Annotated in this window: 18 protein-coding genes; 7 read left to right on the top strand and 11 right to left on the bottom strand. The window is 67.7% G+C overall.

Going from position 1 to position 26,152, the window contains the following annotated elements; genetic code table 11:
• Positions 1–10: 10 nt before the first annotated feature.
• The 3 genes from EB75_RS21265 to EB75_RS21255 all read right to left on the bottom strand — a co-directional run bounded on the left by EB75_RS21265 (position 11) and on the right by EB75_RS21255 (position 11,788).
• The gene (locus tag EB75_RS21265; protein WP_073697254.1) at positions 11–9,238 is read right to left on the bottom strand and encodes a type I polyketide synthase; all 9,228 of its coding nucleotides are present in this window, start codon (positions 9,236–9,238) and stop codon (positions 11–13) included.
• A 540-nt stretch (positions 9,239–9,778) separates the two neighbouring features.
• On the bottom strand, positions 9,779–10,504 hold the full coding sequence (locus EB75_RS21260) for a DUF1906 domain-containing protein (RefSeq protein WP_073697253.1): 726 nt from the start codon (positions 10,502–10,504) through the stop codon (positions 9,779–9,781).
• Between the two features lie 81 nt (positions 10,505–10,585).
• The gene (locus EB75_RS21255; RefSeq protein WP_083612483.1) at positions 10,586–11,788 is read right to left on the bottom strand and encodes a low temperature requirement protein A; all 1,203 of its coding nucleotides are present in this window, start codon (positions 11,786–11,788) and stop codon (positions 10,586–10,588) included.
• A gap of 157 nt (positions 11,789–11,945) precedes the next feature.
• Here EB75_RS21255 and EB75_RS21250 point away from each other — a divergent pair, with 157 nt between their 5' ends.
• Entirely contained in the window at positions 11,946–12,647 is a 702-nt protein-coding gene (locus EB75_RS21250; protein ID WP_083612482.1) for an IspD/TarI family cytidylyltransferase, read from the top strand.
• On the opposite strand, the gene EB75_RS21245 is transcribed toward EB75_RS21250, so the two are convergent.
• A complete protein-coding gene (locus tag EB75_RS21245) occupies positions 12,634–13,221 on the bottom strand; it encodes an IspD/TarI family cytidylyltransferase (RefSeq protein ID WP_073697251.1) in 588 nt (195 codons plus the stop codon). The two genes, EB75_RS21250 and EB75_RS21245, sit on opposite strands and share 14 nt — an antisense overlap.
• A 170-nt stretch (positions 13,222–13,391) precedes the next feature.
• Here EB75_RS21245 and EB75_RS21240 point away from each other — a divergent pair, with 170 nt between their 5' ends.
• Genes EB75_RS21240 through EB75_RS21230 form a run of 3 tightly spaced genes read left to right on the top strand, consistent with a single transcriptional unit; the run spans position 13,392 to position 15,055 of the window.
• Positions 13,392–14,024: a hypothetical protein gene (locus EB75_RS21240; RefSeq protein ID WP_073697250.1), complete on the top strand. Its 633-nt coding sequence runs from the start codon at positions 13,392–13,394 to the stop codon at positions 14,022–14,024.
• Positions 14,014–14,592, top strand: coding sequence for a DUF6529 family protein (locus tag EB75_RS21235; protein ID WP_073697249.1), 579 nt, complete (start codon positions 14,014–14,016; stop codon positions 14,590–14,592). The genes EB75_RS21240 and EB75_RS21235 overlap by 11 nt, the downstream gene beginning before the upstream one ends.
• Before the next feature lie 10 nt (positions 14,593–14,602).
• Complete coding sequence (locus EB75_RS21230) at positions 14,603–15,055, top strand: QcrA and Rieske domain-containing protein (protein ID WP_073697248.1); 453 nt, start codon at positions 14,603–14,605, stop codon at positions 15,053–15,055.
• A gap of 27 nt (positions 15,056–15,082) precedes the next feature.
• On the opposite strand, the gene EB75_RS21225 is transcribed toward EB75_RS21230, so the two are convergent.
• The 5 genes from EB75_RS21225 to EB75_RS21205 are packed head-to-tail and all read right to left on the bottom strand — an operon-like array spanning position 15,083 to position 19,260.
• Positions 15,083–15,874 carry an ABC transporter permease gene (locus EB75_RS21225; protein WP_073697247.1) on the bottom strand — a complete coding sequence of 264 codons (792 nt, stop codon included), beginning with the start codon at positions 15,872–15,874 and terminating at the stop codon, positions 15,083–15,085.
• On the bottom strand, positions 15,871–17,025 hold the full coding sequence (locus EB75_RS21220) for an ABC transporter substrate-binding protein (protein WP_073697273.1): 1,155 nt from the start codon (positions 17,023–17,025) through the stop codon (positions 15,871–15,873). The genes EB75_RS21225 and EB75_RS21220 overlap by 4 nt, the downstream gene beginning before the upstream one ends.
• Positions 17,022–17,741 carry an ABC transporter ATP-binding protein gene (locus EB75_RS21215; RefSeq protein ID WP_073697246.1) on the bottom strand — a complete coding sequence of 240 codons (720 nt, stop codon included), beginning with the start codon at positions 17,739–17,741 and terminating at the stop codon, positions 17,022–17,024. Before EB75_RS21215 ends, EB75_RS21220 begins: the two co-directional genes overlap by 4 nt.
• Positions 17,717–18,739: an acyl-CoA/acyl-ACP dehydrogenase gene (locus EB75_RS21210; RefSeq protein ID WP_073697245.1), complete on the bottom strand. Its 1,023-nt coding sequence runs from the start codon at positions 18,737–18,739 to the stop codon at positions 17,717–17,719. Before EB75_RS21210 ends, EB75_RS21215 begins: the two co-directional genes overlap by 25 nt.
• Complete coding sequence (locus EB75_RS21205; protein ID WP_073697244.1) at positions 18,736–19,260, bottom strand: DUF4242 domain-containing protein; 525 nt, start codon at positions 19,258–19,260, stop codon at positions 18,736–18,738. Before EB75_RS21205 ends, EB75_RS21210 begins: the two co-directional genes overlap by 4 nt.
• A 90-nt stretch (positions 19,261–19,350) precedes the next feature.
• Here EB75_RS21205 and EB75_RS21200 point away from each other — a divergent pair, with 90 nt between their 5' ends.
• On the top strand, positions 19,351–19,962 hold the full coding sequence (locus EB75_RS21200; protein ID WP_073697243.1) for a TetR/AcrR family transcriptional regulator: 612 nt from the start codon (positions 19,351–19,353) through the stop codon (positions 19,960–19,962).
• On the opposite strand, the gene EB75_RS21195 is transcribed toward EB75_RS21200, so the two are convergent.
• Positions 19,938–22,790, bottom strand: a complete 2,853-nt coding sequence (locus EB75_RS21195; RefSeq protein ID WP_073697242.1) for an MMPL/RND family transporter — start codon at positions 22,788–22,790, stop codon at positions 19,938–19,940. The two genes, EB75_RS21200 and EB75_RS21195, sit on opposite strands and share 25 nt — an antisense overlap.
• Positions 22,791–22,985: 195 nt before the next feature.
• Between EB75_RS21195 and EB75_RS21190 the strand changes: the two genes are divergently transcribed.
• Positions 22,986–23,603: a hypothetical protein gene (locus EB75_RS21190; RefSeq protein ID WP_073697241.1), complete on the top strand. Its 618-nt coding sequence runs from the start codon at positions 22,986–22,988 to the stop codon at positions 23,601–23,603.
• Between the two features lie 89 nt (positions 23,604–23,692).
• Positions 23,693–24,994 carry an acyl-CoA dehydrogenase family protein gene (locus EB75_RS21185; RefSeq protein ID WP_073697240.1) on the top strand — a complete coding sequence of 434 codons (1,302 nt, stop codon included), beginning with the start codon at positions 23,693–23,695 and terminating at the stop codon, positions 24,992–24,994.
• Positions 24,995–25,076: 82 nt separating this feature from the next.
• On the opposite strand, the gene EB75_RS21180 is transcribed toward EB75_RS21185, so the two are convergent.
• The gene (locus EB75_RS21180; protein ID WP_073697239.1) at positions 25,077–26,105 is read right to left on the bottom strand and encodes an amidohydrolase family protein; all 1,029 of its coding nucleotides are present in this window, start codon (positions 26,103–26,105) and stop codon (positions 25,077–25,079) included.
• Between the last annotated feature and the right edge of the window lie 47 nt (positions 26,106–26,152).

The following is a 26,152-nucleotide window of genomic DNA, read 5'->3' as shown; positions in this document are numbered from 1 at the left end:
ACGCAAGGGCTCACGAGCGCGCGTACCAACCGTCCTCGCCGAGGCGTGCATCGGCGTCGAGCAGCATGTCGGCTTCCTGACGCTTCTCCGGCGCATCGTGGTTGAAGCGACGGTCGGCAGGCTTCTCGTACAGCGCACGCCCACCGGCGATGGCCGAGGCCAACCGGTGCTGACCAGCCAGGACGCGCTCGCCGGCACGACGCAGGTAGTCCTCACGCTCGGCCGGATCGAGGGCCGCCACCAGCGCCTGCGGGTGCACCAGAGCGATCAGGCCCGACACGTGACCGAAGCCGAGGCTGGTCACCAGACCGGCCTTGAGCGGCAGGCGGTCGCCGAACTTCAGCGCCTCGCGCACCCACACGAAGTGCTGCGCGTTGGACAGCTCGTCGTCCACGCAGTCCAGGCTGCGGTTCGGCGGGATGACGCCGTCGCGCAGGACCTGGCACAGACCCAGCATCTGGAACGCCGCGGCGCCACCCTTGCTGTGTCCGGTCAGGCTCTTCTGGCTGACGATGAACAGCGGGTTGCCCGGGGACCGGCCCATCGAGGCGGCGAGCCGCTCGTGCAGCTCGGTCTCGTTGGGGTCGTTGGCCAGCGTCGAGGTGTCGTGCTTGGAGATCACCGCGATGTCGTCCGGCGTGACGCCCAGCTTGGCCAGGTCGCGCACCAGCTGCGACTGACGTCCACCGCGGCCGGCACCGAGGGCACCCAGGCCAGGAGCCGGGATCGAGGTGTGCACACCGTCGCCGAACGACGACACGTAGGCGACGACGGCCTGGATGGGCAGGCCCATCTTCACCGCGAGGTCACCACGGGCCAGCAGGACGGTGCCACCGCCCTGGCCTTCGACGAAGCCGAGACGACGACGGTCGTTGGCGCGCGAGAACTTCGAGTCGCTGATGCCGCGGGCCCGCATCATCGCGGTCTCGGCGGTGGCCGACATGTCACCGAAGCCGATGATGGCTTCCAGGGTCAGGTCGTCGTAACCACCGGCGACCACGAATTCGGCCTTGCCCAAACGGATCTTGTCGACACCCTCCTCGACCGACACCGCCGCGGTGGCGCAGGCGCCGACCGGGTGGATCATCGCGCCGTAGCTACCGATGTACGACTGCACGACGTGACCGGCGAAGACGTTCGGCAGGACTTCCTGCAGGATGTCGTTCGGCTTGTTCCGGCCCAGCAGGTTGCCGTGGTACATGGTCTGCATCGAGGTCATGCCGCCCATACCGGTGCCCTGCGTGGAGGCCACGAGGCTCGGGTGCACCCAGCGCATCAGCTCTTCCGGGCTGAAACCGGCCGACAGGAACGCGTCCACGGTGGTGACCAGGTTCCACAGGGCCAGGCGGTCGATCGAGCTGGTCATGTCCGGCGTGACGCCGTAGACCTGCGGATCGAAGCCGGTCGGCACCTGGGCGCCGACGGTCCGCGACAGCTTGACCTTGCGCGGGACGCGAATCTCGGTGCCCGCCTTGCGGGTGACCTGCCAGTCGCTGCTGTCCGGCACCGGCGCGATGACGGTGTGCTCCGGATCGAACTGGTGGAACGCCCGGGCGTCGGCCTCGGCGGACACGACGAAGGAGAAGTCCTTGTCGAGGAACACCGAAACCAGCAGCGGCGCAGCGTGATCGGGGTCGATCGCGCCGTCGTCCACCCACTCGCGGATGCCGACGCGCTCGAGCACGGTCTCGTGGTAACGCTCGACCAGCTCGGACTCGTCAACCAGCTCACCGGTGTTGGTGTCGTACCAACCCGGCTTCGGGTCGTCTTCCCACTTGACCAGACCGGTGGTCCAGGCCAGCTCCAGGACGCCCGCGGCCGACAGCTCGCCTTCGACCTCCATCTCGAAGCGGGTGCGCGACGAGCCGTACGGGCCGAGTTCGGCACCGGAGACCAGCACGACCATGTCGGCCGGGTCGATGTCCAGGTCGGCCCACTCGGGAGCCGGCGCGGCCTGGTAGCCACGCGGCGGCGACGGCAGCGCCGAGATCGTCGAAGCGGAGTCTTCCGCGTCCGTTCCCCCAGGAGCAGACTCAGCCACCATCTCTTCACGAGCCTTGGCAGCCAGCTCGGCCATGTCGAGCTCGATGTCGCCGAGGCCACCGGTCAGGTCGACCTGGATGGGCTCACGGGCAGCCGACACCTTGGCGTCGATGCTGCACAGGTTCAGCAGCATGGAAGCCATCTCTTCGGTGGTGTACGTGATGACACCGGCCTCTTCGACAGCACCCACGATGGCGTCGTTGTGACCCATCAGGCCCGTGCCCTTGGTCCAGCCGATCAGGGCGTGCGCCAGCGAAACCCGTTGCGACCATGAGGTTTCCGCCTTCCAGCGGGCGACGACCGCGTCGAGCGCAGCCTTCGACTCACCGTAGGCACCGTCGCCACCGAACATGCCGCGGTTCGGCGAACCGGGCAGCACGACGTGCAGACGCGACGCGATGTCGCGGTCGGAACCGATGTGCGAGAGCCCACCGATGAGCCGCTGCACGGCCCACAGCAGAACCTTCATCTCCATCTCGGCGCGGGCGCCGGCCTCCGACAGGTCCCCGGCCACGCGCGGCGCGGCGAACGGGAACAGCAGCGTCGGGGTCTGCGCGTCCTTGAGGTGGATGGCCTTGGGCCCCAGGTTCTCGACCTGCTCGTTGCCGACCCACTCGACCAGCGCGTCAATGTCGCTGTAGGAGGCCATGTTTGCGGGCACGACCCACAGCTGGGCACCGAAGCGGGCGTTGTCGCGGTACAGCGTCCGGTAGAACGCCAACCGGTCGTCGTCCAGCTTGGACGTGGTCGCGATGACCGAAGCGCCACCGGCGAGCAGCTGGCCGACCACGGACGACGCGATCGAGCCCTTCGAGGCACCGGTGACAACCGCGACCTCGTTGGCGTAGCGACCCTTGTCCGGGTTCTCGGCACCGGCGGCGGCACGGCCGTACAGCGCGGCGTGCAGGGTGCGACCGGCGGCGAGCGCCTTGCCCTGCCACCAGCTGGCCTGCGTGGCCACAACGTGTCCGGCACCTTCGAAGCTCTCGGAGAGCTTGGCCCAGTCGGCGTTGACGTCGTCCTCGTCGAGCAGCCAGATGCGTGCCAGGTCTTCACGGGCGCTGGCCCAGCGGTCGTCGAACAGCACAGCCTTGCGGCCGTCGAACGACGGAGCCACCAAACGCGGCCAGTCCGAACCCAATTCGGCGGTCACGAGGTCGATCAGCTCGGAGTCGGTGGCATCCGGCACGGAGACCGGAGCCTGCAGACCCAGCTCGCCCAGGATCAGGCGGGCAGCCCCGGCCAGCACACCGTTGGGGCCGGTGACCTTCTCGGCGAATTCGTTGAGCGCGGCCGAGTCGACCACACCACCGGCGGCACCGCCGGCGGACGGCAGCGACACGGCGATGCCCTTCCGGGCGCCGACCGCGGCGACGGCCGCATCGATGACCTTGTCGACGGCGGCGGCGTCGGCCAGTGCACCGGCGTGCAGGCCGCCCATGTCGCCGCCACGCACGCTGCTGCCCTCACGGGTGCCCAGCGCCACCTCGGCGGTGACGTGCTTGGCCCAGCCCGGGCCCAGCTCCCACGCCTTGCTCACGCGCTCGGCGATGTACGCCGGACGCTTGCCCGAGGGGCCGAGCACCGTGCGCAGCTGGTCGTTGATCGCGTCGGAGAGGACGGGACCGAACGGCTTGTAGGTACGGGCCAGCTTGGTGACCTGTCCCTTCAGCCCGTTGAGGTCGGCTTCCGCGGCACCGTCGATGGCGCCCAGGTTCAGCTCCGAACCCAGGTCGACCAGCAGCTGGTTACGTCGCGACGACGCACCGTCGGTGATCGACTCGATGGAGTCCAGCGGCTCGATCTGGTCGATGCGCATCTTCGCCGACAGCGCGATGAGCGCCATGGTGGCGTCGGCGGCGTCGTAGGTGATGTCGTCCGGACGCGGGCCTCCGGCCGGAGCCGCGGGGGCGGCGGCCGGAACCGGTGCTGCCTGGGCGGCTTCCGCCGGAGCAGCGGCCTCAGCGGGGGCCGGCGCCGGGGCGTCGTCCTCCACCGGATCGGTGTCGGTCGCGAACAGCACGGCGGCGTCGCGCTCGACGTTGAGCACCTCGGTGGTGTTGTGCGAGTACTCGGGCAGCTTGAGTGTGTTGGTGGCCAGGCCGGCGACGGTCGGCATGGTCTTCACACCGACCTCGACGAACCGCTCGACACCGAGGCCGCCGGCGGCTTCCTCGATGAACAGCAGGTCCTGGGTCTCGATCCAGCGCACCGGGCTGGCGAACTGCCAGGCCAGCAGCTCGATGACCATCTTGCGCATGAGCTCGGACGGCTTCTCGTTACGCCACGTGTCGTAGTCGGCGAGGATCTCGTCGAGAGGCTCGGCCGGCACCAGGTCGCGGATCTCCTGGATGAAGTCCTTGTCCAGGGTGAACGGCCGCGGCACCAGGTTCGGGATGTACTTGCCGACAAGGATTTCCGGGTCCTGTCCGTGCGGCATGACGCGGTCGAGTGCGCGGCGGAAGTCGGCGACGCCCACCCGCAGCACCTCGGAGTGGAACGGCACGTCGATACCGGGCACGAGGATGAAAGACCGCTTGCCACCGGTGATTTCGCGACGACGCTCGATCTCGGCCTCCAGGGCCTCGAGGCCGCGGACGGTACCGGCGATGGCGTACTGCGAACCGCGCAGGTTGAAGTTCACGATCTGCAGGAATTCGCCGGTCTCCTCGGCGATGCCTGCGACGAAGTCGGTGACGTCGTCGTCATCGAGATCGATCTGCGACGGCCGGATGGCGGCCAGGCGGTAGTCGGACCGGCCCTTGGCGTCGCGCGGGACGATGTCGTGCATCTTGCTGCCGCGGTGGAACACCACCTCGAGCAGTGCCTCCAGCTCGTACACACCGGACACGCACGCCAGCGCGGTGTACTCACCGACGGAGTGGCCGCAGGCGATGGCGCCCTCGACGAAGGCACCCTGCTCGCGCATCTCGGCCACCTGGGCGGCCGCGACGGTGGCCATGGCCACCTGGGTGAACTGCGTCAGGAACAGCACGCCGTCCGGGTGGTGGTAGTGCACGCCGCTGGCGATGATGCTCGTCGGGTTGTCGCGCACCAGATGCAGCACGGAGAAGCCCAGGACGTCGCGGGTGAACTTGTCCGCGGAGTCCCAGATCTTGCGGGCGGCCTTGGAGCGGGCACGGACCTCCATGCCCATGCCCTTGTGCTGGATGCCCTGACCGGGGAACGCGTAAACCGTTTTGGGAGCGGCCAATTGGGCCGACGCGGCCATCACCAGATTGCCGCCGACCTTCGCGGTGACCTCGATGATCTCGGCGCCGCGGTCGATGCCGACGCGGTCGACGCGGAACTCGATCTCGTCGCCCGGCATGACCATGCCCAGGAAGCGGGAGGTCCAGCCGACCAGGCGGGCCGGCGGGGTGGCCCGGCCGTCGGTGGCGGTGACCACGTGCTGGGCCGCGGCGGACAGCCACATGCCGTGCACGATGGGCGATTTCAGACCGGCCAGCAGTGCGGCGGCGCGGTCGGTGTGGATCGGGTTGTGGTCACCCGACACGACGGCGAAAGCGCTCATGTCGACCGGCGCGGTGACGGTGACGTCGCGACGACGACGACGCGGCGTCTCGGTGGCGTTGTCGGTGATCGCACCGCCGGCGCGGACCGGGTCGGCCAGCTCGACGGCACCGCTGCGGCCACGGATGGCGAAGCGCTCTTCGAGGCGCGCCAGCTCGGTGCCTTCGGCGTCGGTGATGCTGACGGAGACCGGGACCACGCGGCCGACCTCGGTGTCGTACGCGGCGGAAGCCGTTGCGGTGACGGTCAATTCGGCGCGCTCGGCCGGCATCGGGGCCAGCAGGTGCGCGGCGTGGTCCAGGTGGACCAGGCTCAGCAGGCCTTCGACGACCGGGATGCCGTCGTCGGTGACGGCAGCGCCGATGACCGAGAACACGGCAGGCCAGCAGCGGCCGACGAGGGCGTCGGGCACCAGGGTCAGGCCCGGCGCCAGCGGCGCGCCGAAGGTGGCGGTGACGCCGGTGTGGTCGGCGACCTCTTCGGGGTCCCAGTCGGCGGTGACGGTCGCGACGTTGTCGGTGACGACCGGCAGCGAGTCCACGCCGTCGGCGCCCGCGGCGATGGCGAGCACGGCGCGCATGGCGGCCGAGGCGTCCTCGGTGGTGACGACGGGCATACCGCCGTCGACGGTGGCGGCCGGCAGGGTGAAGCGGATGGCGATCCAGACGTCCGACAGCGGCACGTTCAGGACGACACCGTCGCCGTCGAGCTCCAGCCGGGCACCGGTGGACGGGTGTGTGGCCGAACGGTTTTCGTTGACCTGCCATTCGCTGGGCGCGCCGATGCGGTGCACGGGGTTGATCGCGGTGCGACCGGCCCACAGCACGTCGGGCGAATCCAGGACGACGGCCAGCGGGCCGGTGATGTCGGCGCGGGCCTGGCGGCGCGAGACGGCCGGAACCGGCTTGACGCCGGCGGCCAGTACCTCGTCGATGGCGGCCTGCTCGAAGCGGTCCAGCAGCTCGCCGACGGGCTCGTCGACGCGCGTGATGCCGGCGACGGCAGCAGTGCCGGGGATGATGCAGACCTGGTCGGCGTCGTAGCGGGCGTCGTGGGCCTGCCACAGCGAATCGCTGCGCCACCAGCGGCGGACGTCCTTGTCGATGACCGGGACGAAGTTGACGGGCTTGCCCAGCGTCTTGCACAGCGCGATGAAGAACGGGACATCCGCCGGGTGCAGGCGCAGGGTCTGCGCCTCCGGGTACCGGGCCAGCAGCTCGGCGATGGCGCGCTGCGGATCCTCAAGCAGCGCTTCGCCTTCCGCGGTGGCCGGGAACAGCGTGTCGATGCGGCCGGCGTCAGCCGGGTTCAGGCGGGCCTCGGCGCGCTGCAGCATCTCCTCGAAGCGGTCACGCCAGGTGACGTCGAGCCACGGCGAGTGGTCGCGCTTGGTGTCGGCGGTGCTGCTGCCGTCGCCGATCGCGAGCTCGACGTAGCGCTGCAGCCACTGCAGGTAGGTCATGTCCGCGACGTCGCCGAAGTACGGCTTGGCGGTGTTGGCCATCGCGGCGATGATCTCGTCGCGGCGCTCGGCGACGGCGTCGGCATCACCGGCGACCTCGTCGAGCAGGCGGCCGCAACGCGACGCGGTGTTGTCGATCTCGTGGATGTCCGCGCCGAGCTGGCTGCGCCCGGATGCCATGCCGCCCTGGGCCTTGCCGGCGCCGACCCAGTGATCGGTGCCCTTGGTGTCGACCAGGAGCTGCTTGACCTGAGGCGAGGTGGTGGCCTCGAGGGTGGCCATGGCGGCGGTGCCGACGAGGATGCCGTCGACCGGCATCAGCGGGAAGCCGTAGGTCTCGGCCCAGCGGCCGGACAGGTACTCGGCGGCGCGCTCGGGCGTGCCGATGCCACCACCGACGCAGATGGTCAGGTTGGCCTGCTTGCGCAGGTCCGAGTAGGTGCTGACGAGCAGGTCGTCGAGGTCCTCCCACGAGTGGTGGCCTCCGGCGCGGCCGCCCTCGACGTGGACGATGATCTCCTTGTTCGGGACCTCTTCGGCGATCTTGATGACCGACTTGATCTGGTCCACGGTGCCCGGCTTGAACACCACGTTGGTGATGCCGATTTCGTGCAGTTCCTCGATGAGCGCAACGGCCTCTTCGAGTTCGGGGATACCGGCGGTGACGATGACGCCGTCGATCGGGGCACCCGACTGGCGGGCCTTCTGCACGATGCGCTTGCCGCCCAGCTGCAGCTTCCACAGGTACGGGTCCAGGAACAGCGAGTTGAACTGGATGGCGCGGCCCGGCTCGAGCAGCTCGGTCAGTTCGGCGACGCGGTTCTCGAAGATCTCCTCGGTGACCTGACCGCCACCGGCCAGCTCGGCCCAGTGGCCGGCGTTGGCGGCCGCGGCGACGATCTTGGCGTCGACGGTGGTCGGGGTCATGCCGGCCAGCAGGATCGGCGAACGACCGGTCAGGCGGGTGAACTTGGTGGACAGCTTGACGTCGCCATTGGGCAGCTCGACAGCGGTCGGCGCGAAGCTGGACCACGCGGGCTGCACGACCGGGGCGGCGCCGACGGTGAACAGCGAACGCTGGCCTGCGCGGGTGGCGGCGGGCACGATGCCGATGCCGAGGCCGCGGATGATCGGCGAGGTCAGGCGGGTGACGGTGTCACTCGGGCCGAGGTCGATGATCCAGCGGGCACCGGCTTCGTGCATGCGCTCGACCTCGGCGACCCAGTCGATCGGCTTGACGAAGATGGCTTCGGTCATCGCGTGGGCCAGCTCGGCGTCGATGCCGCACTTGGCCGCCCAGCGGTCGACGAGCTCGATGCCGTCGGCCAGACGCGGGGTGTGGAAGCCGACCTCGACCTGGACCTGGCTGAAGACCGGGTTGAAGACACTGCCGCCGCGCAGCTTGTTCTTGCGCTCGGCTTCGTCCTTCTCGGTGATCTTGCTGCAGTACAGCTCGAAGCGGGCCAGCTGCTCCGGGGTGCCGGTGATGACGACGCTCCGGCGGCCGTTGCGGATCGACAGAACCGGCGGCAGCACGGTGCGCACGTCCTGGGAGAAGTCTTCGAGCAGCTCGGCGATGCGCTCGGGGTCGACGTTGGTGACCGACACCATCGGCGACTTGTCGCCCCGTCCGACCATGCCGCGACGCCGCGACACGAGGGAACCGGCGGCACCGATGAGCTGCAGCAGCGCGAGCAGCTCGGCGTCGCGCGTGCCGTTCGCTTTGAGCGCCTCGGCGGCGATGATGCCCTGCGAGTGGCCGGCGACCGCGACCGGCGGGGTGCCGGCCAGGTCCAGGCCCTGACGCTGCACGGCGCGGATGGCGGCCATCTGGGCCAGCAGGATGCCGGGGCCGGAGATGGCGGCGGTGGTCAGCTGCTTGGTGGTCGGCAGGGGCTCGTCGGCAGCGAGGGCACGCACCCACTGCATGGGCTCGAAGCCGATGGGTCGCACGACGACGAGCTCACGCGCGACGGGCTCGAGCAGCAGGGCCGCTTCGCCGACGATCTCGCTGAGCTCGGATTCGATACCGGCCGAGCTGACCAGTTCTTCGAGGTTCTCCAGCCAGGACGCGCCCTGGCCGCCGAACGCGACGGCGTAGGGCTCGCCGGCATTGAGCAGGTCCACGAGAGCATGGGCGCTCGCCGCTACCGCCTCGGTGTTGCCACTGGTCACATTGCGGTGCTCGTTGATCGTCACTTCGTCTCTCTCCTCGTTGCCGCGCGAACCGTCAGGTGCTGCTTGGTCTTGGTGTCGGCCCTGGGGCGACGCGATGCGACATCGGACCGCGTCAGGCCCGTGCTACGTCTGGCGCCCGATGTCTTCGGGTGCCAAATGAGCCGGGCCGACTGCACTAAGAGTGTCATAAGATTCGCTGCGCTTTTCGGCCGGAATTGGTTACCCGCGAGTTCTACGGATGGGTAACCACCCGGCTGGGTAACACCGCGTCCTGGGACCGCCTGTACCCAACAGGACAAACGTCCTGTTGGCGGGTGGTTACGGTCGAGTAGTAACAACATCGCTGATCAAAGCGGTATTGTTATCAAATCGTTACCATGCTTGTGACGGCACGGGACCTTACTAATGAGTAGGAAAAGACCCGGTCCAGAAAACAGTCGACATTGACAGTCTGTGTGTCTATACGGGCGGTAAGTTACCGCGCCGCCATTTGCTGATGTTCGATAACGATTTCTCAGAGTCGGCCCCAGCTAACCTACTCAGCAGTAATCTGCGCGGCCGTCAGTCCCACTGCCCGAAGCGGGGCTTGAGGATGTGGTTGATGTCGACACCGACTCCGCCGACGTGTTGCTTGTCGATCTCCACCTGGTGCAGCGCTGCCGCCGGATGCGCGGCGCCGCCGGGCGATCCCCAGTTGTGCTGCCAGAAGTAGGACCCCAGGCCGTCCTGCACGGCCCACTCGATGGTCTTCGAGTTGGCGTACACCCCGACCCGCTGGTGGCCCAACACCGATTCCCAACCCCGGAGGTACGGCGCGACCTGCGCTTTGTACTGCTCTGGAGTCGGATCGTCGTCGATGGACGCGTAGATGGGCGCACCGATCGGGCCGCCCGCCGCGGTGTGCAACTGGAAGCCGCGCTGGGCGTGCTGCACGCCGGCGGCGTGCCCACCCAGCCAGTCGGCGGTCGATTCCTTGCCGTACTGATAGCAGGAGACGATCTTCAAGCCGCCTTTGTAGAGGTCGCGGGCCTCGGGCATCTGGATGGGCTTGCCCAGCATCCACGCCCCGCCAGGGCGCCGATCCGAGACGTACCGGATGGCACCCAACGCTCCGGCCGACCGGATATCGGCCGCGCTGATCACGCCCGCCGCGTAGTCCAGCAACACGCCGTGCGGGGCCGCCGAGGCGGTCGTCGCGCCGAGAATCGATTGCAACCCGGCCCCGAGGCCGAACGCTGCTGGGGCGGCTGCAGCGTATTTCAGCAGGTCACGACGCGAAATTGCCACGCGTCACAGAATATGACAGCTACCTCTTCCGACCCGTTAGCCACACCAGCGAGCTTTTGTCCCAGAAGTGCCTGCTCATCGTCACGTTTGGCGCGCGACCGCCTCGGCGACGTGCCGATGCCCGATGATCTCGAACCCGGCCACACTCACCATCGGCGCCAGGCTGGCCACCAGAAGGCAGAAGGTCACGGGCACCCCGACACCGGCCAGCACCACTGTCGCCCCCAGCACCACCGCGGTCAGCACCACCAGCAGCAGATGCAGGGCGTCCACCGACCGCAGCATCAGCGCGTACAGCACGTAGACCAGCACGATGTAGATGCCGACGGGGATCACCACGCTCAGCACCGTCGCCACCGACCCAAGCGCCGAGTGGTGCTGGATGTAGTACGCGGCGGTGTGCAGGCCGGCGCCGGTCGCGACGATGGCGCCGAACACCGGCAACTGCAGATACCCGAACCAGAATCCCCGCTCCCGGTGCGCGTGCAGCGCGTCGGCCCCCGGCACCGTGAAATACACCCACCACATGCCGAAGGTCAGTGCCGTGCCCGAGATCGCCAGCAGTACCGCGTCGGGAGACCAGCCGTGTTCCCCGACGACGGCCGACAATGAGGCGACGGTCCCGACGACACCTTCACCCAGCGCGATGATCGCCAGCAGGCCGTAGCGTTCGGCGATGTGGTGCGCATGCCACGGCGTACCGCCGCACTTTCTCTCGGCCACCATGGGACCGCCCAGTTCGACGAGTGCCAGCAGCACCCAGACACTCAGTGTCACTGGCACATCGGTCGGCAGGAACACGGTGCCGACCCAGCCCACCTGCACCACCGACACGATCCAGACATACGTCATCGCTGCCCCGCGGCGCGCCGGGTCCTGGCGGGCCGCACGTAACCACTGCCCCACCAACGCAATTCGCATCACCACGTAGCCGGCCACCAGCACGGCGTTGTCGACGTGATGGCCGTGTTCGATCGAGGCGTAGAACGCAGGAAGGCCGAGTGCCAGAACCAGCACGCCGACCATCTCGACCATGGTCATCAGCCGGAACACCCAGTCGTCGGTGTCATACGCCGACGCGAACCAGGTGAAGTTGATCCACGCCAGACAGATGGCGAAGGTGGAGAACACGAAGCCCGTGATGCCGGCGCCGACGTGCCCGGCGGCCATCATGTGCGACAGCTCCGATGCCGCGACCCCGAACGCGACGACGAACGTCAGGTCGAACAGCAGCTCGAGCGGAGTCGCGACACGGTGCCTTTCGTGCGGATCGCGTCCGCGCATCGGCGTCAACCGGTGCGCGCGTACCGAGCTGTGTGGGTCAGGAGCGTGCTGTTCTGCCCCATCCATGCCGTGTCCCTTCAGCGATCCGGGCCCCGTCCGGGCCGCGTCACGGTAAGCCTGCCGCAGAACCACGGTTACGTCCCACTACCGTGAAGACGTGTCCGCTCCCCCGATCGCCGTCGGCGTCGTTCTTGCCGCCGGTATCGGATCGCGCGTCGGGGCCGACGGTAACAAGGCCTACCTACAGCTGGCCGGCCGCAGCATGGTGGCGTGGTCGGTGGCGGCCGTGGCCGCCAGCCCCCGGATCGCCCGCACCATCCTGGTGTTCCGGCGCGGTGAGCGCGACCAGGTCGTGCGCCTCATGACCGACGAACTCCCGGGCACCACAGTCGAATTCGTCGAGGGTGGCGATTCGCGGCACGGTTCCGAACACAACGTCCTGAGCTATCTCGCTGCCGATATCGACGCCGGGACCGTCGACGTCGTGCTGATCCACGACGCCGCCCGCCCGCTGGCCGGTGCCGAGTTGATGAACACGGCCGTCACGACCGCCCGCGCGCAGGGCGGCGCCATACCGGTGCTGCCCGCGGGCGACGTGCTGCGACAGTCCGCGGACGGCCTCAGCGCCATCGACCAGTCACTGGTGCGGGTGCAGACTCCGCAGGCGTTCCGGGCGGCGCCGCTGTTGCAGGCCTACCGCGACGCCGCCGCCAACGGCTTCGAGGGCACCGACACCTCGTCGTGCGTGGAACGCTTCACCGACGTCGAGGTCCATGCGATCGCCGGATCGGCCCAGAATTTCAAGGTGACGTTCGCGCATGACGTCCAGGTCGCGGAGACCCTGCTCAGCCGGCGCTGACGATCGCGTCCAGCAGTTCCCGATCATGCGCGAGGTCGACGGCGAAGGCGTTCGGGTCACCCTCGACGGTGCCGACTTTGAGGTCCGCGCGCATCAACGCGGCGAGGTCATCGGTCTGTGGGAGTTGAGCCAGAGCCGTTGCCGAGAAAGCCCGCGGGTACTGCGCCGTGACGAGTTCGGCACGGTCCACATTGCCCAGCACAATGTGGTGCGCGGCAATGCTTTTCACGCTGTCGATCATGGGCAGCACAGGGACGACGACGTCGTGCTCCACCAGCCCCGCCGCCACCCGCACCGCTAAATCCGCCGGGGCCAACGGATATCGGACGTCGTGCACCAGGACCGCATCCCCGAGGCAGTTCGGCGCGGTGAGTACCGGCACGTCACTCAGGCCATGGGCCGCAAGGCATTCCGCTGCGGCGCTCGCCAACCCTTCGGCGGCGACCACAGCCACCGGCGCGACACCGCTTACCGCACGCACGGCGCGCACCAGCGCCGGTTGGTCCGCGATCGGCGCGGTGAAGTCGTCCGGGGCCAAGCCGGCCGGCACGGTCACGATCGCCGAAAGAGTCACCGCGCCACCCTATCGGGCATCCCGGCAGCACTGGCCGATTCACGGTTCAGCGGACGTTGTGCGTTTCTTCGGCTGGATTTGGCAAACAATTTTTGGCCAATCGAACCGGGGGCGATCCCACACCGTTAGATCATTGTTGCCAGCCGGTACACAGCCACCTAGGAGTGAACATGAAGGTATCGGGTCCGTTGGTCACCCTGGGTGCTGTCGCCACCGTGGGCGTCGCGCTCCTGGCGGTGAACATGTCCAAGGAGAACTCACCGACGGCCCCGCCGGCAGCGCCACCGGCCGCGTCGTCGACATCGGCAGCCGCAACGACAACCACGAGCACCACACCCACCCCGCCACCCCCGGCGCCGTTCCCAGCAAAGGCCGATTACGTCGGGAAGATCAACACCAGCACCGGCGTCATCACGCTGGACATCGCGGTCAGCGGCCAGAAGGCCGTGGCCTACGCCTGCGATGGCAAGTCGGTCGAGACGTGGCTGACCGGACCAGCCGAAGCCGGCACCGTCACGCTGACGAACAAGAACAAGACCAGCCGACTCGAGGGGCGCCACGAAGGCACCAATGTCAGCGGCACCCTCACCATCGGCGAGAAGAGTTGGCCGTTCACGGCGGCCGCCGTCCAGCCGCCGGCGGGCCTGTACCTGGAGCAGGCGGGCGGTGTCCGCAACAGCTGGATCGTCGACGCCGACAAGTCGGTCACCGGTGTGCAACGCGCCGCCGACGGTGCGACATCGCCCGCACCGGCCTTGCCGCCCAATGCAACCCGCGTGGAGGGTGACAGCGATGTCTTCTGACTACCCGCCTGACGCCCCGACGCAGCGTGCACAGGTCAGTTCCAGTTCGAGCGGCCTGCTGTTGGCGTTGGTCGCCGGTGCGCTCGTCGCGGTCGGGCTCGGCGTCTACGGCACCATGCATGACCCGACGTTCTTCTCGGTGAACTTCGCCGGGTTCTCCAGCGGCCTGTACGCGAAGGCCTGGCTGGCCACCATCGCCGCGGTTCTCGGTCTGTTCCAGGTGTTTTCGGCCCTGGTGATGTACGGCAAGCTGCCCCTGGCGGCACCATCGTGGATCGGCGCGGCGCATGTGTGGTCGGGCCGGCTGGCGGTGCTCGCGACCGTCCCCGTGGCGGTGCATTGCCTGTACGCCGTCGGATTCCAGACCGGCGATACGCGCGTGCTGACGCACTCATTGCTCGGCTGTTTCTTCTACGGCGCGTTCGTGGCGAAGATGTTGGTGCTGAGCCGCAAAGGAGTACCGGGCTGGGCGCTACCCGTGCTGGGCGGCGCGGTGTTCACCGGCCTGATCTACCTTTGGTTGACCTCTGCCCTGTGGTTGTTCGCCGGCCAGGGCCTGAAGTTCTGAAAGGACTGCGATGACCACGGACGAAGTCGGCGTCGGCCGCCGAAAGCTATTGGCCGGCGCTGGAATTGCGTTGGGCGCCACCGCGATCGTCGGATGCGAAACCTATGGGAAGCCGCCGGCCAAGTCGGCGGCGCCGAGTTCGGCCGGGCCGTCCCCGTCCGGCGCGGCCCCGCCGGCGGAGTCAGGCAACGCACTGGTCAAGACCTCGGCGGTGCCGGTCGGCTCGGGGGTGATCGTCGGCGACGTCGTCGTCACGCAACCCACCGCCGGGGACTTCAAAGGGCTGTCGGCGATCTGCACCCATCAGGGGTGCACCGTGTCGGAGATCGTCGACGGCAGCATCATCTGTCCGTGCCACGGCAGCAAGTTCACGTTGGACGGCAGCGTCGAACAGGGCCCGGCGAAGAAGCCGCTGGAGGCCAAGCCCGTCAAGGTGCAGGGCGACTCGGTCGTCCCGGGCTGAGCGAGTCCTTCTCGAGCTGAGGCGCAGTCATCCACCTGGCCGGCTCGACGACGTGAGCCGGCGGGTGACGACGTCGAGCAGGAAGCCCAGCACGCCGATCACCACGATCACCGCCACCACCTGGTCGTAGGCCAGCTGGTCCCGGGCGTTGAGTACCTGATAGCCCAGACCCGAACGCACGCCGAGCATTTCGGCCGGAACCAGCACCACCCAGGCGATGCCCAGCGCCACGCGCACGCCCGTCTGCAACTGCCCACGGATGGCCGGCAGCACCACGGCGGTGATCAGTTCCCACCGGGTGGCGTGAAACGACCGCGCCACGTCCAGAAGGCCGGGGTCGACGGCGCGAACCCCGGCCGCGGTGTTGATGAGCACCGGCCAGACCGCTGCCACCGCGATCAGGAAGATCACCGGCTCGTTGCCGATGCCGAACACCGCGACGGCGATCGGCGCCCAGGACAGCGGCGAGATCATCCGGACGAACTGGACGAGCGGCGCGGCGGCCCGCTCGGCCGTGGCGTTGAGTCCGAGCAGCAGTCCGGCCGGGATCCCGACGACGATGGCGATCGCCAGGCCAATGACCAACCGCCACAGGCTGATCCCGATATCGGGCAAGAGCACACCACGGGAGAACAGGTCCACCACCGCGGGGGCCACGCGCTGCGGCGCGGCCTGGCGCAGCAGCGAATGCGGGGCACTCAGGACGGTGGTCGCCAGCCACCACAGACCGACCGCGACGACGACGGCGCCGACCGGCGGGACCCAGCGCCGTACCGCCGCCGGCGGATCGGCTGCGACGCGTACGGGTGTTGTGGTCATACCAGCTCCAATTGCTCGGTTCGGGTGAAATCGCCGCCGACTCCGAAGGCGGCCGGGCCGCCATGGGCCTGAATCGAATTGCGGACGAAGGTGTCATCGACGAGGTCGCCGTGCACGGTGGCGGGGTCCAGCCGTGCCAGAAAGCTCCGGTCACCATCGATGACGGTGTCGTGCATGGCGGTCACGAGTTCGGTGGTGAAGCTCGGGAACGGGAACGGCTGAAAGCCGAGGCGCTGCGGCTGCCACTCGGGGTGGCGCAGCGGGTACGGCGCCGTGGGATAGGTCAGCGCCAGCGTCACTGCCGGCACCGGTTGGGGCAGGTACTTCCCGCCGCCGAGCTTGGCGGCCGCCGATTTCCGGTCGTTCGACAGCGCGAGTTGCGCGGTGACGACCGCATCGGTGAGCTGTTGGACGGCAGCCGGGCGGCTCGCGATCACGTCGTCACGCGTCACCAGCGCGCAGCAGGCATGGTCGCGCCACACGTCGCCGAGGAAGGTGTGGATACGCCCGACCTTCTTGGTCTGCGCCATCGCGTTGAACGGGTCGGCCACGACGTAACCGCCGATGGTGCCGGTGGCCAGTGCCGGAACCATGTCAGAGGGACTCATCACGACGAGCTCGACGGTCCGTGCGGATCGCGACGCCGACCGCCGGATCACCGGTTGCAACCCGTTGGCCCGCAACAGCTTCTGCAGGACGATGTTGTGAATCGACCACCAGAACGGGATGGCCAGCTGCGACCCGGCCAGGTCGGACAACTCCCGGATATGCGGCGCGACAGTCAGCGCCGAGCCATTGGTGTGGTTCCACCCCAGGACCCGAATGCCACCACCGAGTGCGTACCGCAATTGCACGGCCATGGGCATCAGCAGGTGCACCACATCCAATTGCCGGTTCAGGAACGCCTCCCCCAGCGCCGACCAACTCCGGAACAACACCGGCTTGCCGACGCCTGCCGGATACAGTCCCCCCGAATGCGCCATCAACAGCGGCGCAGCGTCGGTGATCGGCAGATAGCCCACCCGCAGCGACCCTCCGGCCGCCGAATCTGTTGTGGCACTGTGCGCCAGGTCGGCGAGACCGAACGCCCCACCGGCGGCCGCCACCCCGGCGATGAGGGCCTGCCGCCGCGAGATCAGCAGCTTGCTCATGCCACCCACAGTTCGGAAACCCGGTAATGGCTGAGGATTTCGTCACGCAGACCCGAGCGCTCCGCATCACCCAGGTGCCACTGACGACTGATCCGGCCGCCGTCGGCCAGCAGCACGACGCGCTGCGCGAGGGCCAGCGCCTCCTCGACATCGTGGGTCACCAGCAGCACCGTGACGCCCAATTCGGTTGTGAGCGTGGTCAACCACTGCTGCAGGTCCGCTCGTGTCGCGGGGTCCAGCGCGCTGAACGGCTCGTCGAGCAGGAGCAGCCGGGGCCGGGTCGCCACCGCGCGCAGAATCGCCACGCGCTGGGCCTGCCCACCGGACAGCTGGTCGGGATACCGGTCGGCGAGCCCGTCGACGCCGAAGCGCTGCATCAGTTCGGCGGCATAGTCGGCATCGAAACCGTTGCGCCGGTGGGTAAACCGTCGCGCATAGGAGACGTTGTCCTGCACCGTCAGCCATGGCATCAGTAGCGCGTCCTGGAAAACCACCCCGATGTGTGGACGCTCGCCGTCGGCAGGCCAACTGACCGTGCCCGCGCTCAGCGATTCCAGGCCGGCCAGCACCCGCAGCAGCGTCGACTTCCCGCTGCCGCTGCGGCCGAGCACGGCGATGAACTCCCCGGTCTCGACAGCCAGATCGATGTTGTCGAGCACGACACTGTCACCGAACCTCTTGATGCCCGCCGTTACTCGTACTGCTTCAGTTCCCACCTCAGTTGTCCTTCCGATGGTGATTGCACGGGCAGAAAAGCGGCTTCGCGGAAGCGGCGATTGGCGGCCGTCCCGGCGCGATAGCCCTGGCCTCCGGCGAGGGCCGATTCCAGTCGGGTCGCCGCCACCGCGACATTGGCGGCGTCCAGCCGCAGCCGGATGATCTCGGCCAGATTGACTTCCTCTGGCGCCGAGGCGAATTCGTAGAGCCGTCGCCGGTTGTCGTCGGCGCGCGCGACCAATTCGATGCGGTCGTCGTCGAACTGGGCTGCCAGAGGATCGCCCGCCCGCCCGGCCGCGTCGAGCGCCGACCCGGTGACCCCGACGCAGAATGCGGTCTGCAGCAGCAGGAACGTCGGCTTGATCCGGCGGACGAACCCGGTGAGGTCGGCGCTGATGATGCGGTCCGCGTTCACCTCGACTTCCTCCAGGCGCAGCGACGTCGACCCGGTGCTACCCAGGGCCATCAGCGCGGGCGCCGGATCGACCACCACGCCGACCGCGCTCACGTCGACCGCCACGACATACAGACGGCCCGTGACGGTCCGTGCCGGCAGCACGATCAACGCGTCGTCAAAGACGTTGGATGCCCAGCGGATTGGACCGCTGAGCCGCAGACCACGACGCGTCTCCCCGGCGAAGATCGGGAGCTGCCCGAGGCCTGCCACATGCTTGAGGCCCGCGGCCATGGCCGTCACGCCGGGACGGTGCGCGGTGAGCAGCGCCTCCGACAGGTCCGGCCGGTCGCCGAGGTAGTGAATCGCCATCTGGTGCGCCCAGGCCGAGAATCCGGCCGCAAGGCTCACCGCCGACACCCGCTCGATGACCCGCACGGTGTCGGGAAAATCCGGCAGACCGAACAATCCGGCAGCGCCGAGCGCGCGCAGATCGTCACGGACGTCGGTGTGCCCCGCGTCCAGGTCACCGGCCCGGGCGTCCACCCCGGCCGTGACATGAGCCAGTCGGGTCGCGACGTCGTCGGACACCAGAGTTGTCATTGCCCACCACTTTCCAGTCCGTACAGCCGGTCGATCGGGGTCTGCACGGCGACCCGGGCCCGCCGCACGGCGTCTTCGTCCGGGGCGTCGTAGAAACACAGGCATTTGTCCATGTCGACCCGCACGTAGGTCCGCAGGAAGCTGACTTCCGGCACCTCTGCGTATTTCGGCGCGTTGGCTTTCTTGCGCCCCAGGTAGCTCTCCATGTCCAGGTCGGCCGGCAGGTCCCACTCGACGAGGTAGCCGGCCGTCGGGCGGACGGCTTTGAGCTGGTCCAGTTCGGCCCCGACCAGCCGCACCTCGTGCGGCCCGGTGAGTTCGGTCGCCCCGACCGTGGCCGCGTCGATCTGCAGCGCGCCGTCGCCGAGTTCCGCCACCACAAACACGCGGTGCTGCCCGGTCACCTGCGCCTCGATGAGTTCACCACCGGCCCGGTGCATTTCGGCATCGAGCGTCTTGATGGCCTGGTCCACTTCGGCCCGGCCGGGCAGTCCTGCGATTTCGTAGAGGTACAGAGTCACGGTGTTCCTGTTCGTCGGCGTCGATGACACCACGACGCTCGCATGAACAGACCGGTCTGTCTATCGTCGTTCCTCGGCTATGGTGCAGATATGAGCGCGACCCGCACCCGTCGTCCCGACCGGCCGGCACCCCGCACCGACATCGCCGGACCGGCCCAGCGCCTGCTGGCTACCGCGTCGAATCTCTTTGCCGCACAGGGTATTCGCGCCGTCGGAATCGACACGATCCTACGCGAGGCCGGCGTCGCCAAGGCCAGCCTGTACAGCTCCTACGGCTCGAAGGACGCGTTGGTGATCGCGTACCTGAATGAATTGGATCAGGCTGATCGCAAGCGCTGGGCGACCAAGGCTTCCGGCATCGTCGACCCGGTGGACAAGCTGCTGTCGTTCTTCGACCTCGCGGCCGCCGCGGCCCGCAAGCGCCAGTTCCGTGGCTGTCTCTACGCCAACGCGGCCACCGAATTCCCGGGCGAAACCCTCGAACCCGTGCGCGCACACCGCCAGTGGATGCGCCGGCAGCTGAGCGAACTACTCCGGGATGCCGACGTACCCGACGCCACCGCGGCCGCCCAACGTATCCAGTTGATCTACGACGGCGCGCTCACCGCATCGAAACTCGAGCGGTCCACTGCGCCGATCACCTTGGCCCGTCAGATGACCGTCGAGCTGATCGCGGGCTACTTGCCGGCCGCCGCGGGCTGAATCCCGATGGCCGCCAGTCGCCGCTCGGAGGCCTCCTGGCGGACGCGCTTCGGCCACCAGAACCACTTGCCCAGCAGCGCCGCGATGGCCGGCGTCATGAAGGACCGGACGATCAGGGTGTCGAACAGCAGCCCCAGCGCGATGGTGGTGCCGACCTGCGCCATGACTTTCAGGTCACTGAACGCGAACGACGCCATGGTGGCCGCGAACACCAGACCCGCCGAGGTGACGACCGATCCGGTGCCGGCCATGGCCCGGATGATGCCCGTCTTCATGCCGCCCGCCAGCTCTTCCTTGAACCGCGACACCAGTAGCAGGTTGTAGTCGGACCCCACGGCCAGCAGCAGAATGACCGACATCGGCAGCACCATCCAGTGCAGCTCGAGGCCGATCAGGTGCTGCCACAACAGAACTGACATACCGAATGACGCGCCCAGCGACAGCAGCACCGTGCCGACGATCACGCCGGCCGCCACCAGGGCACGGGTGATGAGCAGCATGATGATGAAGATCATCGATACCGCCGCGATTCCGGCGATCATCAGGTCGTACTGCGCACCGTCGTGCATGTCCTTGTAGGTCGACGCGGTGCCGGCCATATAGATCTTGGAGCCCTCCAGCGGCGTGCCCTTGATGGCTTCCTTGGCGGCCTGCTTGATCGGGTCGACGTGCGCGATGCCTTCCGGCGTTGCCGGGTCGCCTTCGTGCTGGATGATGAAGCGCACCGACTTGCCGTCCGGCGAGATGAAGTTCTTCATGCCGCGCTTGAAGTCCTTGTTGTCGAAGGCTTCCGGTGGCAGGTAGAAGGATTCGTCGTTCAGCGAGTTGTCGAACGCCTCGCCCATGGCTGCGGCGTTGTCCGACGAGGCCGCACGCTGATCCACCTGACCCTTCTGGGTCTGGTACATGGTCAGCATGTACTGCTTCATGTTCTTCATGACCTCGATCTGAGGCGGCATCACCGTCACCAGTTCGGCCGTCAGCTTGTCCAGCTTCAGCAGATCGGGCACCAGGGTCTGGATGTCGTCGGTCATGACGTCGATGCCGTCGAGGGTGTCGAACAACGCCCGCGCGGACCAGCACATCGGGATGTCGTAGCAATGCGGTTCCCAGTACAGGTAATTGCGCAGGGGCCGCAGGAAATCGTCGAAATCCGAGATGTGGTCGCGCAGGTCAGCAACGTCGAGCGCCATATTGGCGGTCTTCTGCGACATGTCGTGCGTGGTGGCCGCCATCTGGGTGGTGATGGCCTGCATCTTGGTCAACGTGTCGATGCTGACCTGCATGTCGTTGGCCTGCTGCAGCATGTCGGCCATCGAATCCAGCTGGTACTTCTCGGTCATCTTCGACGTGACGGCCTGCATGCCCATGATGAACGGAATCGTTGTGTGCTTGATGGGCTTTCCGTCGGGGCGGGTGATGGTCTGCACCCGCGCAACACCCGGGGTGTGCACGATGGCCCGGGCGATCTTGTTGATCACCAGGAAGTCGGCCGAGTTCCGCAGATCGTGGTCACTCTGCACCATCAGCAGCTCAGGGTTCATGCGCGAGGCGCTGAAATGCCGTTCCGCGGCGGCGTATCCGACATTGGCGGTCAGATCGGCCGGCACGTAGCGGCGGGCGTCATAGTTCGTCTTGTAGCCGGGCAGCGTCACGAGTCCGATGAGGGCCAGCGCCAGCGTGGCGACGAGCACCGGTCCCGGCCAGCGCACCACCAGGACGCCGACGCGACGCCAGCCGCGGGACTGGATGGAACGCTTGGGTTCGAAGCGGCCGAACCGACTGCCGATCTTGATGACGGCGGGTCCGAGCGTCAGGGCCGCGATGACAGCCACGAGGGTGCCGATCGCGCACGGCACACCCATGGTCTGGAAGTACGGCAGCCGGGTGAAGCTCAGGCAGAGCATGGCGCCGGCGATGGTCAGGCCCGACCCCAGGACCACGTGCGCCGTCCCGCGGAACATGGTGTCGTAGGCGGTCTGCCGGTCCTCGCCGTCGCCGCGCGCTTCCTGATAGCGCCCGATGGCGAAGATGGCGTAGTCCGTGCCCGCCGCGATCACCATCAGCGTCAGCAGGTTCACCGCGAACGTCGACAGGCCGATGATGTTCGCGTTGGCCAGGAACGCGACGACACCGCGGGCGGCACCGAGTTCGAGGAACACCATCAGCAGGATCAGGATCATGGTCATCAGCGACCGGTAGACGAACAGCAGCATCACGGCGATCACCAGCAGGGTGATGGCGGTGACCCTGGCGACGCTCTTGTCACCGGCGTGGTGCTGGTCGGAGACCAGCGGGGCACCGCCGGTGACGTAGACGTGGAGCCCGGCCGGAGGCTTGGAATCGGCGACGATCTCCCGGACCGAGGCGACGGAGTCGTTGGCCTTGGTCTCACCCTGGTTGCCACGCAGGTAGACCTGGACGTACGCGGCCTTGCCGTCGGCGCTCTGGGAGCCGACAGCGGTCAGCGGGTCACTCCAGAAGTCGGCGACATGCTCGACGTGCGCGGTGTTGGCGGTCAGTTTCGCGACGAGACCGTCGTAGTAGTGGTGTGCCTCGGCGCCGAGCGGCTGGTCGCCCTCGAGGACGATCATCGCGTTGCTGTCGGAGTCGAACTCCTGGAAGTTGGCGCCGATCTGCTTCATCGCGATCATCGCCGGACCGTCCTTGGCGCTGAGCCCGACGGTGTGCTCTTCGCCGACCTTCTCCAACGGCGGGACCAGCGTGTTCGTGGCGACGTTGAGCAGGAACCACCCGATCACGATGGGTACGGCGAGCACCCAGATCAGGTGACCGATCTTGGATCGCTCGGTGTTGGTGGCACTCATCGGCGTCACCCTTCCATCAGGACCGGCAGGTCCATGGAAATGGAGCTCGTCGGCGTTACACAATCACTGTCGCGCGAAATATACCTAGCTGGCCAAACTTTTATCCAGCGCGGCGGCGCAAAAGGTGGCTCTACCTCCCATGAGTTGGGACGAATCGGGGTCTTTTCGCCCGATTTCGGCCGTAGCGTTGACGCTGTGGAAAATTCTCCGACCGACACGTTCGGAAAGCGCTACGGCGAGGTGCTGCTGGTTTCCCAGACCCCCTCGGGGCCGCAGGTCGCGGTGTTCAACACCTTCCCGTTGAACGACTGCCCGCAGGATGCCTGGGCCGCGCTCAACCCCCAGGCCCTCGCCGCCGAGAACGGCGTCGCGGCCGTCTTGCTGAACGGTCCGCGTTACTGGTTGATGAGCGAGATCGTGAAGGCCCGCGAGGACGTCGGCGAGACGAAGACGTTCGGTGGTATCGAGATGCTGCAGCAGGCGACGGTGGAACTGTCGTCGATGAACCCCGCGCCCTACAGCGTGAACAGGGTCAGCCGACGCACGGTGTTCCTGTTCGGCGCCGGGCGGCCGGTCTTCGAGCTGAACGATCCGGACGGGCAGCGCTGGGTCATGCAGTCGTGGAGTCAGACCGTCGATCACGCATTGTCGCTGGCGGACCTCCCAGACCTCGGTCCCCGGTTGCAGCTACCCGAAGGCTGGAGGTACCGCACGTCTGTCCTCAACAGCACCCTCAGCATCGACACCACTGCCGAAGCCGCCCATGTCACGCAGGACAACCTCGGCAACACCTACTCGCTGGCGGTCGCTTAGCCCCGCTAGGCATTCCCAAACCGCCGCTGGTGCGTTACAAACGACAGACGGGTGTCCTGTCCCGCCGGGGCTGAACTGAAGGAGGCCGCATGGCTTGGGATTTCGAAACCGATCCGGAGTTCCAGGAACTCCTCGACTGGGCCGACGCCTTCGTACGCGAGGAGGTCGAACCGCTCGACCTGATCTGGCCGCACCTGCAATACACCGCACTCGACGAGACCCAGCGCCGCGTCGTCGACCCCCTCAAGGACCAGGTGCGCCGAAAAGGCTTGTGGGCCACACACCTTGGCCCGGAACTCGGCGGCCAGGGCTACGGGCAGCTGAAACTGGCGCTGCTCAACGAGATCCTGGGCCGCTCGCAGTGGGCGCCCATCATCTTCGGTTGTCAGGCCCCGGACACCGGCAATGCCGAGATCATCGCGCACTACGGCACCCCGGAGCAGAAGGAGCAGTACCTGCGTCCGCTGCTCGACGGCGAAGTCTTCTCCTGCTACTCGATGACGGAGCCGCAGGGCGGCGCCGACCCGACACAGTTCACGACGTCGGCCGTGCGCGACGGCGACGACTGGGTGATCAACGGCTACAAGTTCTTCTCGTCCAACGCGTCGACGTCCACGTTCCTCATCGTCATGGTGGTGACCAACCCCGACGTCAGCCCGTACCAGGGCATGTCGATGTTCCTCGTGCCAACCAACACGCCGGGCGTCAACATCATCCGCAACTCGGCGATCTACGGAGAATCCGACGGCCACGGCTCGCACGCCCTCATCCATTACGACAATGTGCGCGTACCGAATTCGGCCGTGCTCGGCGGCGAGGGCCAGGCGTTCGTAATCGCGCAGACGCGCCTGGGCGGCGGCCGGATCCACCACGCGATGCGCACCATCGGGCTCGCGCAGAAGGCGCTGGACATGATGTGCGAGCGGGCGCTGTCCCGGCACACCGCCGGCAGCCTGCTGGCCGACAAGCAGGCCGTGCAGGGCTTCATCGCCGACTCGTGGGCGCAGCTGCAGCAGTTCCGGCTGCTGGTGCTGCACACCGCGTGGAAGATCGACAAGTACAACGACTACAAGAAGGTCCGCAAGGACATCGCGGCGGTCAAGGTCGTCATGCCGACGGTGCTGCACGACATCGCTTGGCGCGCAATGCAAGTGCACGGTGCACTCGGGGTCACCAATGAAGTGCCGTTCCTGGGCATGGTCGCCGGCGCCGCCGTGATGGGACTGGCCGACGGACCGACCGAGGTGCACAAGGTCACGGTGGCCAAGCAGGTGCTGCGGGACTACACGGGCACCGACAAGCTGTGGCCGACGGAGTGGCTGCCCGGCAAACGCGAAGCGGCACAGGCGAAGTACGCCGAGTACCTGGAGCTCGAAGTGGGGAGCCTCTAGGCCCCATCCCCTTGAGATTGACAAAGTGGTCGCTGAAGGCGCGCATACCCGGCCATTGCGTCAATCTCGGCGTATCAGCCCCTTAACTCGTCAGCAACCGCGTCACGCCCCGCATCACCGTCCGGCTGGCGGTATGCCTAACTTCTGCCAGCAGCGACGGCGCTGCCGGCAGCGGGGCACTGCCCAGCCGTGGGAACAGCGCCAGCGCGTTGGTGCGGTCGATCTCGCGGCGCCCGGCGTCGTCCAATCCCCCGTACGTCTCCAGCCCGGCCGCGTACAGCTGGCTCACCTCGACCGGCGCGAACGGGAAGTCCGAGCCGAACGTCACGTGCCCCGGTTTGGCGAAGGCCAGCAGCGACGGCAGCGCGGCCGCTGTGGACGACAGCGCGGTGTCGAAGTAGAAGCTCGCGAAGTCGTCGAGATGATCGGCCGGGCTGCCGCCGACATCACTCGTGATACCCATGGCCATCCGGTAGGACGCATACGGGACGAAGCCGCCGGCATGGCTCAGGATGAACCGGATGTTCGGGTAGCGGCGTCGAATACCGTTGCGCACCAGCAGATATGCCGCCCGGCTGGTGTCCAACAGGAAGTCGGCGGCGAACGGCAGCACGCCGTCGATCGTGGGGCCGGGCAGCTCGGCGGGGTGGATGAACACCACCGCTGAACGCTTGTCGAGCTCCGCGAACAACGCGTCCTGGCCCTGCGCGGCGACATAGGTCCCCGCACTGTTGGCGAGCAGGAACACTCCGTCGGCCCCCAGTTCGTCGAGTGCGCGCACCGCCTCGGCGACGGAGGCGTCCAGATGCGGCATCGGCAGTGTGGCGAAGAACCCGAACCGATCCGGTTGGGCGGCAACCAGTTCGGCGCTGTAGTCGTTCACGTCACGGGCCAACGCTGCCGCGTCAGCCGCGGCCTGCAGCATCGTCGTGCCCGGCGCGGACACCGACAGGATCGCCGTGGCGACGCCGAGGCGAGCCATCGCGTCCAGGGATGCTTCGGGAGTCCAGTCCGGCATTGCCCGGCCGCCGGCATCGCCGATGCCGGCCTTGTCCAACACCTTTCGGTATACCGGCGGAACCATGTGGTGGTGTGTGTCAATTCGGTTCATGATGCTTCCTCCTCCGGTGATTCGTGCACGATATTCCGCGCATACCG

Source organism: Mycobacterium sp. ST-F2, assembly GCF_001905655.1.
In the GTDB taxonomy this organism is placed as follows: Bacteria; Actinomycetota; Actinomycetes; order Mycobacteriales; family Mycobacteriaceae; genus Mycobacterium.
The sequence above is the reverse complement of the archived record's forward strand: the minus strand, read 5'-3'. Positions and strand labels throughout refer to the sequence as shown.

Coding starts and splice junctions, on each gene's coding strand:
- EB75_RS21220 (WP_073697273.1), bottom strand. CDS start 17,025: ATGAGCAAGCTGCTGATCTCGCGGCGGCAGGCCCTCATCGCCGGGGTG.
- EB75_RS21195 (WP_073697242.1), bottom strand. CDS start 22,790: ATGAGTGCCACCAACACCGAGCGATCCAAGATCGGTCACCTGATCTGG.
- EB75_RS21235 (WP_073697249.1), top strand. CDS start 14,014: ATGTCTTCTGACTACCCGCCTGACGCCCCGACGCAGCGTGCACAGGTC.
- EB75_RS21230 (WP_073697248.1), top strand. CDS start 14,603: ATGACCACGGACGAAGTCGGCGTCGGCCGCCGAAAGCTATTGGCCGGC.
- EB75_RS21185 (WP_073697240.1), top strand. CDS start 23,693: ATGGCTTGGGATTTCGAAACCGATCCGGAGTTCCAGGAACTCCTCGAC.
- EB75_RS21255 (WP_083612483.1), bottom strand. CDS start 11,788: ATGCGCGGACGCGATCCGCACGAAAGGCACCGTGTCGCGACTCCGCTC.
- EB75_RS21200 (WP_073697243.1), top strand. CDS start 19,351: ATGAGCGCGACCCGCACCCGTCGTCCCGACCGGCCGGCACCCCGCACC.
- EB75_RS21225 (WP_073697247.1), bottom strand. CDS start 15,874: ATGACCACAACACCCGTACGCGTCGCAGCCGATCCGCCGGCGGCGGTA.
- EB75_RS21180 (WP_073697239.1), bottom strand. CDS start 26,105: ATGAACCGAATTGACACACACCACCACATGGTTCCGCCGGTATACCGA.
- EB75_RS21210 (WP_073697245.1), bottom strand. CDS start 18,739: ATGACAACTCTGGTGTCCGACGACGTCGCGACCCGACTGGCTCATGTC.
- EB75_RS21240 (WP_073697250.1), top strand. CDS start 13,392: ATGAAGGTATCGGGTCCGTTGGTCACCCTGGGTGCTGTCGCCACCGTG.